The 12371-nt window shown below is 67.9% G+C and carries 6 protein-coding genes; 3 read left to right on the top strand and 3 right to left on the bottom strand.

Features of this window, described 5'->3' with window-relative positions; translation table 11 throughout:
• Positions 1-817, top strand: an 817-nt coding sequence (locus tag E1292_RS46040) for a hypothetical protein (RefSeq protein ID WP_220447392.1), incomplete at its 5' end; no start/stop codon positions are given.
• A 109-nt stretch (positions 818-926) separates the two neighbouring features.
• Positions 927-5072 (top strand): LamG-like jellyroll fold domain-containing protein, encoded by a 4146-nt coding sequence (locus E1292_RS46035; RefSeq protein WP_132606115.1) that lies wholly within the window; start codon positions 927-929, stop codon positions 5070-5072.
• A gap of 242 nt (positions 5073-5314) precedes the next feature.
• Here E1292_RS46035 and E1292_RS46030 read toward each other — a convergent pair whose 3' ends face one another.
• From E1292_RS46030 to E1292_RS46020, 3 genes are all read right to left on the bottom strand, one after another.
• Positions 5315-6268 carry a dimethylarginine dimethylaminohydrolase family protein gene (locus tag E1292_RS46030; RefSeq protein ID WP_165975099.1) on the bottom strand — a complete coding sequence of 318 codons (954 nt, stop codon included), beginning with the start codon at positions 6266-6268 and terminating at the stop codon, positions 5315-5317.
• A gap of 67 nt (positions 6269-6335) precedes the next feature.
• A complete protein-coding gene (locus E1292_RS46025) occupies positions 6336-7487 on the bottom strand; it encodes a hypothetical protein (RefSeq protein WP_132606113.1) in 1152 nt (383 codons plus the stop codon).
• Positions 7488-8031: 544 nt separating this feature from the next.
• Positions 8032-9987, bottom strand: a complete 1956-nt coding sequence (locus E1292_RS46020; RefSeq protein WP_132606112.1) for a tetratricopeptide repeat protein — start codon at positions 9985-9987, stop codon at positions 8032-8034.
• A gap of 296 nt (positions 9988-10283) precedes the next feature.
• Here E1292_RS46020 and E1292_RS46015 point away from each other — a divergent pair, with 296 nt between their 5' ends.
• A complete protein-coding gene (locus tag E1292_RS46015; protein WP_165975098.1) occupies positions 10284-11453 on the top strand; it encodes a M23 family metallopeptidase in 1170 nt (389 codons plus the stop codon).
• Positions 11454-12371 lie beyond the last annotated feature (918 nt).

Genomic DNA, 12371 nt, shown 5'->3' with positions numbered 1-12371 from the left:
CCTCTGGGAGCAGTACCTGAACAACCCCCCGCCCCGGCCTCCCGCGGGCTCCACGGTTCCACCCCCGCCGTCAACGCTGCCTAGCTGGAACCCTGGCCACAGCGACTTGATCGACCGGTCGGACTGGCTCGCCGACAACGCGACGGAAATATCCGAAGACCCCGTGGAGCCGAGCCAGTTCGACGTTCAGCCGATCGATCACGAGCCGGGCGGCGGCTCCGGCGGCTTCTGCGGCGGGGCGAGTTTCAGTAGTTGCCCCAAGCCCCCGCTGAACAATGACCGGAACTTCTTCGAGGATCTCTGGGATGACACCGTCGAAGGCACCGGCAGATCGATCGACGTGGCGGGTGACGTCGGTGCCTGGTTGTGGAAGTACCGCGGCCCCATCCTCTCCGGCGTCGGGGCGATCTCCGGCATCATCTGTCTCTTCCCCGGCCCGCATTCCCTCGCGTGCGGGATCGCGGGAGCCGCCTTCGCGCTCTCGTCGGTCGACGGTTTCATCGGGTGCATGTTCGGCGGCACCGTCGATGCATGCTTCATGCTGGCCGTGAGCGTGGTGTTCTTCGGCAGCGGGAAGGTGCTCAGCCAACTGGGGAGCAATCTGTTCTCGCTGGCTCGGACGTTTCCTTGGGGAACCAGATGGTTACCCCGCGCGGGCGGTCTGATGACGAGGGTGGCGGAGGGCTCACTGGGCCTGGCAGACCTGACCCTGAACCTAGGTATGGCAGCCATAGAAGCCGACACGATCAAGAGCTGGGACAGCTCGAACAGGAACCGCGTCCAATTCCCGCAGATGTGTGCGGGAAAGACCTGCTGAGCAGCTCATCCCCTACATTCCGGCAGTCATGACCGGCCGGAGGTTCAAACGATGGGACACACCTTGCGGGTGCTCCTCGTAGCAGTGTGAACATTCTCTGGAGGTAATAGTGAGCAGCCGAGGTGTGGCCGTCATGATGGCGGCGATATTAGCCCTGGGAGCACTGGTCGTTCCCGCTTCGGCGGTATGGGCCGGACCGGGGCCGTCCGCGACGGAACGCATGGACGCGGCGGTACGCCTGACGGCCGGGGTGGACACGCCCGAGCCGGGAGCCGGGGGAAAGGTGCTGCCGCTTGAAACCGACGGTCAGGGCAGGGTCCTGGTGTACGCAACCGGCACCGAGACCGAGGCGGCGCGGATGGCGGTCGAGGCGGTCGGCGGCGTGGTGTCCGACACGAGCGGTGACCAGGTTCGTGCCGCGGTGCCACCCGGCAAACTGAAGGAGCTGGCGTCCCGGCCCGGTTTGGTGGAGGTGCGCCGCCCGGAGCGGCCGGTGCCGCTGGACACGACCTCGGAAGGTGTGGCGCCCTCGGGCGCGCGGGCCTGGCACGGCGCCAGCCCCGCCCGGCTCGGCGCCGGGGTCAAGGTGGGGATCCTCGACGTTGGATTCGGCGGGCTCGCGGCCGCCCAGCAGGCGGGGGAGCTGCCGGCCGACGTTACGGTGGACAACGGCCGGTGCGCCCCCGAGGGGCAGAGCACACACGGCACCGCCGTGGCCGAGGTCGTGCACGACATGGCGCCCGAGGCGAAGCTCTATCTGGCGTGCGTCACCGACTCGATGAGCTTCGACGACGCCGCCCGCTGGTTGAAAGGCCAGGGTGCGCAGGTCGTCAACGTGTCGATCGGCTTCCCCGGCACCGGGCGGGGCAGCGGCGTCGTCACGGAGAACGGCTCCGACCCGGCCACGATGGTGGCCTGGCTGCGCGGCCAGGGGGTCGTGGTCGTGGCGGCGGCCGGCAACGAAGCCGAGCAGCACGTGCACGGGACCATGGGAGACACGAACGGCAACGGCTGGCTGAACTTCCCCGGAGGGGGCGAGAACCAGGGATTCACCGTGCGTGAGACCGGGGCGCCGATCACCATCGAGCTGCGCTGGGACGCCTGGCCGCGCACCAACACCGACTACGACGTCTATGTCATGGACCAGCTGGGCGTGCCTTCGGACAATTTCGGCCGCCTTCCGGTGGCCGTCGCGAACCGCCCGCAGCAGGAGACCCCCGGCGGACTCCATCCCGTCGAGACGGTGACCATCGAGAACACCGAGGCCGGAACGGCCTACTGGATCTACGTCAAGGTCAAGAAGGGTACCCCTCCGAACACGCGCCTCGACCTGACCATTCACGGCCGGGCCCAGGGGGTCGCCATCAGGAGCCCCGGAGGCAGCATCGCCGAGCCGGCGAGCTCCCCGTACGCCATCGCGGTCGGTGCCATCACGCCGGCCGGCGCCGCGGCGAACGGCGACGTGGAGCCCCACTCCGGCCGCGGGCCGACGATCGACGGGCGGATCAAGCCTGACGTGATCGGGTTCACCGGCGTCAGCACGTACACCGGCGGACCGGCCAACCCGGGGAGCCGGCAGGGCACCTCGATCGCGGCCGCGCACGTCACCGGTGCCGCCGCGCTCTACAAGGGCGTCCGGCCCGGCCTTGACCCGGCCGAGCTGGAAGCGCTGCTGCTGGACAGCTCCACCCGCCCCGGGCGGAGCAACACCTTCGGGTCCGGCGTGCTCAACGTCGGTCAGATCCGTGACCTGGCCCCGCCGTCCGGCAGCGCCTTCACCCCGCTGCCCACCTACCGGCGGTTGCTCGACACGCGCGACCCGGCAAGCCGTCATCCGGCGCCGCTGGCCCGCGGAGAGACAGTCGCGCTGGGCGTCCCCGACCTGCCCGCCGACGCCACCGCGGTCATGATCGATGTCACCGCGGTCGACCCGACCGCCGACACCGAGCTGGAGTTCTTCTCCGATACCCCGGTGGGCATCCCGTCCCTGGCAGCCGACGCGCGCAGGCTGACCACGGCGCTCGTCACCGTCACCCTGCATCCGCAGGACAAGACCATCAAGGTCAAGAACTCGTCGGCGACGACCCACGTGGTGATCGACGTCTACGGCTGGTACAGCAGCCAGAGCAGCGCTTTCACGTATTTCCCCAAGACCTCGCCGTACCGGCTGCTGGACACCCGGACCTGGGGGACCGCCGCGCCCAGGCTCGACCCGGACGAGGAGCAGACCCTGCAGGTACGCGGCGTGGCCGGCGTCCCGGGCACCGCCACCGCGGTGCTGGTCGACGTCAAGGCGACCGACGTGACCGGGACAGCCAACCTGGAGTTGTACGCGAAGACCGCCCGCGGCAAGGTCACCTTGTCGGCCATGCCCGGTGAGACCCTGCAGACCCTCACCCTGGTCCCGCTCGCTGACGACGGGACGATCCGGATCCGCAACGGATCCGGGCAGGCGCACGCGGTAGTCGACCTGATCGGCTGGTACGCCACCGGCGGCGGCGGGGCTCGCTACGTGCCGCTGCGCTACGCCCAGCCGCTGTTTGACAGCAAGCTGGGCGACAACACCGCACCGCTCGAGTTCGGCACCGCCGACAAACGCGCCTTCCAGGTCAAACTGCGGCCCCGGGTGCCGTCGAATGCCACCGCCGTCATGCTCGAGGTGGCACAAACGCGACGCCGCCTGGCGGCGGCCACGAGCGCGGCGGTGTGGTGCGCGGAATGCGGCTGGGCAGGCCACACCGACGTCAGCAGCACCACGTACGAGCAAGCAGACGCAGGTGACGATGATGCCGCGCCCTTGTCCGTGGTCCGCAGGGTGACCAACACCGCGGTCGTGGCGCTGGGCGCCAGCGGCATCCTGAGCGCACACAACGCCCAAGGCGACGACACCCCGAACCCGATCCTCGCCGGAGTGCACATCTCTGCCGGCCTCACCGGCTACTTCGTGGGCGGTCAGTCACACGGGTCCGCCCCGTTGCCGTCGCCGACCGGCCACTGGAAGCTCGATGACGGCACCGGCACCACGGCCGCCGACTCCTCCGGCAACGGGCGCTCCGCGACCGTCCAGAGCAGCGCGACGTGGATCGGCGGGCGAAGCGGCGGGGCGATCATGCTGAACGGCACGTCGGGCTACGCGGCCACGGCCGGCAGCGTGCTGCGCACCGACCAGTCCTTCACCGTCTCGTCGTGGGTCTTCCTGAACCGCCGGGGCGACTGGTTCACCGCGCTCGCGCAGGCGGGACAGCAGCAGTCCGCGTTCTACCTGCAGTACAGCCGTCAGTCGGACGCATGGAGGCTCGTCGCTCCGTCCGCCGACACCGCCGGCTCGTCCACCTATGTCGCGGCCGACGCCGCGACGCAGGCGGCCACCGGTGAGTGGACTCACCTGGCCGGGGTGTACGACTCCGCAGCGCGCCGGCTGAAGTTGTACGTCAACGGGGCTCTGGCCGGCCAGGCCACCGGCACCATCTGGAATGCCGGCGGGCCGTTCATGATCGGCGCGGCGAAGAGCGGCGGACAGATGAGCAACCACTTCCCCGGCGGCGTGGACGACGTCCGCGCCTACGATCGGCCGCTGTCCGACTCCGAGGTGCGGGAACTGCACCGAACCTCGCCGCCGGTGTTGTACGACCACTGGAAGTTCGACGAGGGCTCAGGCACGGTGGCGCGCTCCTCGGGAGGGCGAGAGACGAGCGCCACCTTGAAGGGCGGTGCCTCGTGGGACACCGCCGGTGTGTCCGGCGCCGCAGTGCGGCTCAACGGCACCTCGGCGTTCGTCGAGACGCCGGCACGCGGCATCGTCAGCACCGACAGCTTCACCGTGACCGCATGGGCCAAGCCGATCAGCGACGTCAACGGTGGGTGCCGGATCGTGCTCAGTCAAGACGGCGCCACGATGAGTGGTTACGCCCTGAAACACTGCGCAGGCGGCTGGCAGTTCGGCAAGGTGAGCCCGACGAACCTGGCGGCCGGCAGTGCGGCCCGGGGACCGTCGGCCACGCTGAACAGATGGACCCACCTGACGGGGGTGTACGACGCCGGCGCCCGTACGCTCCGGTTGTACGTCGACGGCAGCGTCGTGGCCACCGCCGATGGGGTGACGCTGGACAACGCGCTCGGTGCGTTCGCGGTCGGCCGAGGGAAGCTGAGCTCCGGCGCGGCCGGCTTCTTCGCCGGTGCGATCGATGAAGTACGCGTTTTCGCGGGCGTGCTGAGCGACAACGACATCCGCGCACTCGGCACGACTGCCCGCTGAAAGAACGGGCGGCGCGGAGGAGTGAATGCCATCGGCGCGAAACTCAGGGCTCGACCTGCCGATCGCAGCGGCAGGGAGCCGCTGGTCGCCCACGCCTCCCAGGCGGCAGCGGAACGCGATCATCTCCGATCGCGTCCTGGTCCCGGCATCGTCGCCCTCGGTTCGCCACCGCCCGGTCAACCCTGGTCAGGGGTTGAGCCGGGCTGTGGGCCGTCGGCTCCGGCGACCCTGCTCGCCTGGGCTCAGCCTCGGACGAGGGGCAGCACGGAGCGGTGAATGCCGCCAGAGAAGCAGCTGATCGCGGAGTAGTCGATGGGGATGGGGGTGATGCCCCTGCTGTGGACTTCGGCGGCGATGCGTTCATCGGCCGCCTCCACGATCAGCCGGTTCGGTGCGAGCGCGAGAGCGTTGACGGCGAAGCGCCGCACCTCGTCCGGGGTGACGTCGACGAGATCGAATCTCGACTCCAGATAGGAGCGGCTCTCCCGGGCGAACGCGGGCGGATCGAAGAGCCCGACGTCGGCGCCGGCCATGGTGAAGTGGACGTTGAGATGAACGGCTTCGGGATGAGCGAAGGTCAAGGGCACGACTCGTCGGTCGATGCCTTCGGCCGCCATGGCAGCGCGTAGTGCGGCCAGGCCGTCTTCGTTCGTGGTGCCGCTGAGCCCGACCAGGACGTCGTCGTCCGTCACCAGGACATCGCTTCCCTCGATACAGCCGCCCCGCAGTTCCCGCACTTTGGACAGGCGCGGCAGGAGCCAGGCCAGGCCCGCCTGTTCCCTGCGCCGGATGGGGGAGGCCGGACGGGCGGGGAAGTAGACGTCGTCGATCACGAAGCCCATGTCACGGGTGTAGAGCTGGACCTGGGCATCGGCGGGATGAGCCCAATGTAGGGTGACGCCGTGGGCTGCCAGCAGGGCGACCAGCTGCTCGTGCTGGATGACGGCCGTGACGGGATCTGGCGCATGAACGGGGTAGCGGGCGAAGATCTCTGCCGCCACTTCGCCGACATGAGGTTCGGGAGTCGGGACGAACTCGCTGACGATGTCTTCGAACGTGAACGCCTTGACAGGGCCCACGATCACTTCATGCAGCCTGCCGACGTCGCTGGACACCTGGATGGTGATATTTTTCTCATCCACTCTTTCTCTCCATCTGTTACGGTGTCCACCCCCGAACGCTTCGAGGCACGCCAAGGCCTGATTTCGCCTCCTCGCTTTCGGCTGCAGAGGGATTCTGGCGGCCGCCCTCGAATGGCCCGCCTCAACCGGTGTGAAGAGCGGTGGTCGGCGTCACATAGTTGTGGCTGCCGCCTGCCCAGACGCCTCCGCCGGGCACGCCGGCGAACACCTGGCCGTCGCCGCCCGACAGCGGCGGGAGCTCCTGCCACGCTCCGCCTGATCCGCGGAAGAGCGCGTCCCGGCCGGCTCCGTGATGGCTCTGCGTGTGAAGCAGCACCGAGCCGCCAAGGTCGTACAGGCGGGCGACGCGTCCGCCCGTCGGTACGGGCACCCGCCTCCAGGTCTTCGAGTCCCAGCGTGCGAGGTAGCTCTCGACCGACGACATGTCGTCCTTCACCAGGTCTCCCGCGACCCACACCTGATCCTGCGCGACCGCGGCCACGGCGTACGACCACACCTTCAACCCCGCGCCGCCCGTCGGCAGATCATGCCGGGTCCAGCCCGTGCCGTTCCAGGACATCACGTAGGAGGAGACCGTTCCGCCGACCACCCACGCGGTCGTCCCGACGGCCGACAACCCGCGGAGTCTGTCATACCCGTCCGTCCCCGGATGTGGTGTGCGGACCCATCCTGACCCGCCCCAGCGGAACACCTGCTCGCGATGGTCGGAGGTCGGGCCGTAGACGTACGAGAGCCCGCTGAGGAGCCACGCCGTGCCGGGGGAGCCGGTGTCGACGTGGCCGTTGCCGTTGTAGAACCAATCCTGCGGAGCGGCCGGTACCGCCACCTCTGTCCATGCCGAGCCGTTCCAGTGCATGGTCTTGCTTCCGTCGCCGACCCAGACGTCGCCGGTCCCGGAGCCGCTGATGCTGCCGCCGACGGCCGGTGCGGCGACCTTGGTCCACTTCGATCCGTCCCATCGGCCCAGGACGGGTGCGGCCCCCACCAGGCCGACGGCCCACGCATCCGCCGGCCCCGACGCCTGGATGCCGACGACCGCCTCATTGACGGACGGACTGCTTGAGCTGTTCGGGAAGGTCTGTGCCTGCCAGCCCGCAGCGGCGTGCGCCCGGTCGGACGGCCACAGGGGGGCCGCGGCGACACCGGCGGCGACTCCCGCGGCACCTGCCAGGAAACGCCTCCGGGAGGGTTCGGCCGGTGGCCTGGATAAGACCTGGTCGCTCGGCGCGACGGTGGCCGGCCTCGTGGGGTGCGGGCTCATTTCAGAACGCATTGTTTTTCCTTTGGGAAAAAGCAGGGTCGGAGACTGCCCTTGGTGCTGGAGGAGGGCCGGCGACTGCGCAGGACGGCCCATGGTGTTCCGAAACGAGTTCACTGTAGAGCGCTGGGAAGGTGCGGGACAGGCACTTGACCGGGCACTCGCCGGGCATTTCGTGTTCGTGGATGCGCGGGGTGTGCCGCGGAACGACCCCGTCGCGTGCCGCGGGTTACAGCTGAGCCCGTTACCCACGGCTCTGGCCACCGGCTTCGTTTCACATTCGCCGGTGAGTGACAATCGCATTGCCATTGCTACGGTGCTTCCCCGACGCATCCAATGCGCGGGCGCAGATGTCCGGGACGTGTCCGGTCCGGACCTGGAGTCGCCTCCAAGCGGCGATCGAGAATCCACAGATTCACTTGCCGTGTTGATCGGAAGGCCGGAACGTGCCGATACTGCCGGAGCTCGTCCCCTGGGATCACAGGTCGCGGTCACACGCCGGGGCGTTCGGGGCCGCTGCCCTGTCACGTCCACACAAGTGCACCGTGAACGCCGCAGGCTAGCCCAGGCGGCGCCGGACTGAGCGCGCGTGCCTCAAGCGGTGCCCGTAAGCCTCGGGTACGGCCGCGGCGAGCGGCTGGAAGAGCGCGACCGCCTCCTCCGCGGCTGCGCGTCCTTCGGCTCGCGCGTCGCTGACCGCCGAGCGGACCTCGGCGAAGGCCAGCAGCGCGTTCGCGTGTCCGCCGTTGTAGCGCGCCGGATGTCGTGTGGCCGGCCGCCGGTACGTCTCCACCGCCTCGGCCGTGGCCGCCAGCGCCTCGGCGTGCTCACCTCGCCGGGACCGTGTGAGGCCGTGATCGGTCAGTACACAGGCGAGATCTCCCGCCAGATGGTGGGGATCGAGTTGGTACAGGCGCCGATGGACGGCCAGGCACTGCAGCGAGGCGGTCAGGACCACCTCCTCGTGAGGGGCCAGCCTCGACGCTGACACGCACAATGTATGCAGCGCGAGCGCGAGAGTGCGCTCATGCGACTCAGGCTCGGCGACCGTGAGCGTGATGAGCAGGTTGACGGCTCCCAGCGCGGCCTCCAGCGCCTCCTCATGACGGCCCAGGTCCGCTAGGACACATGCCCTGCTGTTCAACGCCGCCGCAAGCTGCGAGGCAGAGTCCTGGTGGCGGCGGGCGATCTCGACCGCCTCGGAGTCCGCCGCCAACGCCTCCTCGAGCCGATTCAGGTCATGCAGGCATGAGCCCAGGTGGTGAAGGCTGACGCACAAGCTCAGCTCGGCCTCGCGGACCTTCGCGCGGAAAGTGGTGAGGTGATCGTCCCGGATCTGATCGTCGAACTCGATGGCCTCGAGGAATTCCTCTTCGAGTTCGTCGTCATCAAAAAGATCATTGACTTCGCTCAGCCCGCCGTCCTCGAAAAGCTCCCTGCCCGTCGGCTGGTCACCCGCGTTGAGAAACTCCTCCTCGCCGGGGAACAAGCGCTCGAACCGGTGTTGGCGATCCAGCGCCCGCCCCGCGAGTTCACGATCGTGGCTCACGGCTTCCTCGGCGGCGGCCAGCGCCTCGCGGTACCGACCTGACCGTTTCAGGTCGATGGAGACGTTGTTCAGCGTGTCAGCAAGGTCGCGCAGGTCGAAGAAGCCCTCATCCGCGTCGATCGACCGCCTGCACATCTCCACACGCTCGACGAGGGCCGCATACGCCTCGTCGTACCGGCCGACCTGGGCGAAAGCCTCGCCCAGCCGCCCCAGCGCCATGTGACGCCCGGCCTCGATACTCCAGTCTGACTCGTCACTGGCGTCGTTGTACCTGCGCCAGATGCTCTCGGCCTCGGCTGCGGCGTCGACCGCCTCGTCGAAACGGCCGGCCCGGGCGAGGCAGTCCGCGAACCGGCCGAGCGCGTACGCCAGCGTGAAGTCCTTCGGCCGGCCAGGCTTGCCGGCCGGCTGCTGCCGGATCTCATGGACCGCCTCGGCGGCCGAGTCCAGCGCTTCGTCGTGCCGCCCGAGTCTCACCAGAATCTCGATGAACGTGGTTCGCGCGTCGTTCGCCAGATCAAGGACGAAGGCGTCAACGACCGCCAGGCGCAGGCTCACCCGCTGCTCCTCCTGCACGATCGGCAACGCTTCCTCGTAGCGCCTGAGCTCCATGAGGACGCGACCCAGAGACCACAACGTGTGACGGCAATCGTCCAGAAAGTCGTCGGCGATGTCGGTGCCGTCCCCGCGATAGACACCGATCGCCTCGAGATATGCCAGCCGCGCGAACTCGTACCAGTCCGGGTACTCAAGCTGGGCGCCAAGGCTCCTCAGCGGCCCCGCCAGCGCGTACGGGCTGGGCCAGGCTTCGCGGGGCTGCCCGCGCAGAACCTCGATCTGCTCCATGAGGATTTGGGCGTACCGCAGGTCGGGACCGTCAGGTAACACGTAACGTCGCAGATCGCGACTGTTAGGCGAAGCGGGATGTGCAAGCAGCATTTCCCTATTGATGCGATCCTCCACCATGATCGGGAAGATAGCGTGGCCCTACTTCAGGACAACTTCAATCGTTGGGTCCGCTCTGTCGGCTGAGGCCACATGACAGAACGAGCCGCGAATGCCTGTGCCAGCAGCGACTTCAGATTTTTCGGGGCAGCGGATCACTTGGGCGTACAACTTTTCTGATCGGCTACGGAGAACGAAGCCAATCAGAAGCCGGCCATTGGCACCATGCCCCTCGACTGGCATTGACTTTCCAGGAGGGCGCGGACATGGGACCTGTTCGGCGAACGGCCGGCTTGGTCGTCGTGGTGTGCAGCGCGTTGACCATCGGCATCGCGTCAGGTGCCGCTGAGGCGGCCTCGAAAACGTCCGCCGGGCCGCGGCCGGATTTCCGCGCGCCCTGGCCCTGCAAACAGATCCGTGACTACTTCCACCATTCGAGCGAGGTGTCGAACGCCATTGACTTCAACGTGGCCGGCTCGGCGGATCTGGGCACTCCGGCGCTTGCCTCCGCCGCCGGGACCGTCGTGTCGGCGCGCTCGAACGGCGGTTACGGCAATGAGGTCGTGGTCGACCATGGAGGCGGCTGGCGGACCCGGGTCGCGCATCTCAACACGTTCTCGGTGGCCGCCGGGCAGGCCGTCGCCAGGGGGCAGGAGTTGGGGAAAGTCGGCTCCACGGGGAATTCCTCCGGGCCGCATCTGCACTACGAGCAGATCGCCGACGGTGTTCGGGTCCCCATCGTGGTCGACGGTGCGGCCATGCGCTACGACGGCCAGACATATCGGCACACAAGCAACAATTGCGGAACGATCTCTAACCTGGCGGTCTATCGGTCGTCAGAGGCCATGTTCTACATTCGCCACCTGGATGGCTCGGGCGCGCCGAGGCAGGTGCGGTTCGGTCAGCGGGACGACCTGCCGGCGGTCGGCCACTACGAGGACAGCAACTTCGACAACCTGGCCGTCTACCGGCAGTCGGACAGCGCCTTCCACATCCGCAAGGCCAACGGTGATCCGTGGCGGATCCCATTCGGCGACGGAACCAAGGGCGATCTGCCGGCTCCGGGCCGCTTCGAGAACAGCAACTACGACAACCTGGCTGTCTTCCGCCCGTCGAACGGGACGTTCTACATCCGCAGCGCGGACGGGTCGACCCTGCCAGTGCCGTTCCCCAACGCTCGCGAGGGCGACGTACCCGCGATCGGCCACTACGAGAACAGCTCGTACGACAACCTGGCCATCTACCGGCGATCCGAAGGCGCGTACTACATCCGCTGGGCCAGCGGAAAGGTGGACAAGATCCAGTTCGGCAACCCCGGAGACCTCCCGGCGCCCGGCTACTTCCAAGCCGGCCGATACACGAATCTGGCCGTCTATCGCCCTTCGACGAGCACCTTCCACATCCGCATGGCCGACCTGTCAATCACGCGCATCGTGTTCGGCGACGGCAGCAAAGGCGACCGGCCCGCCATCGGAAAATTCGAATAGCAACCCCGCTGCCGGGTTGTCCCTGCTCGCCGTGTCCCGGGCGTCATCGCCCCGTGGTGGGAGCAGGGGCGCCCGTAGGCAGAGGCGGAGCGATCGCCGCCGCCAAGTGTCCGCCCGCTGGCCTGTTCTGCTCAGTCGCCCGGTGAAACGGTGTGCGGGTCGGCTCGAACTGATGGAGCCATGGAGAGAAGAACGTGCCTTCCCAAGCTGAATCGTCATCACGAGGAGAACCAATGTCCCTGATCGTGCGCAGTAGCCGGGTAGGTCTCGCCGCTCTAGCCCTGTCCATGGCAGCCGTCACCGGGCTGCCTTCCCTGTCCGCACCGGCTGAAGCAGCCGAAATATCCAATATCTGTCCGGCTGGAAGCCCGGTCGGCGGCTCGTGGCTCTGCCGAGTCTCAACCGCCTGGTTCCCTGGTGGAACGATGTCGATTGACGTCGAGCAGTTGGGCTCCAACACAGGGACTCAAGGATGGCAGGTGACCCACGGTGGCCGCATAGTCTGTGGAGCGCGCTACCGCGCAGTCGACCCACCGCGATCATGGGTCTGCCACAACCTCCCCAAGGGGGGAAGCTACCTCCTCACGGCGGAAAGGTACCCTGCGAACACCACCAGGGTGGCAATTCGATACTGAATGAGCCCTACCCGCGTCATCACTGCCAGGCCGGTCCCACATGAGAGTTCCTCCACAAAAGGAGCTCTCATGTGGCCTCAGTCATCATCGATTCCCAACTCCTCCTGGTTGCGTCCACAGGAGTGGTGTACGAGTTTGGCCTGGTCACAGGCGTGGCGTCGTGAAATGAAGACGGCCATCGCGTGATCCTTCGAGTAGCAAAGATCAAGATTCGAAGGAGATCCAGGCGATGGCCGCAGACAACAGTGTGACGCCCGCGCAGTGGCTGGCGAAGCAGATCGAG

Origin of the sequence: Nonomuraea deserti (genome assembly GCF_004348685.1) — a bacterium.
Lineage (GTDB): Bacteria > Actinomycetota > Actinomycetes > Streptosporangiales > Streptosporangiaceae > Nonomuraea > Nonomuraea deserti.
This window is presented reverse-complemented; position numbering and strand designations above follow the sequence as displayed.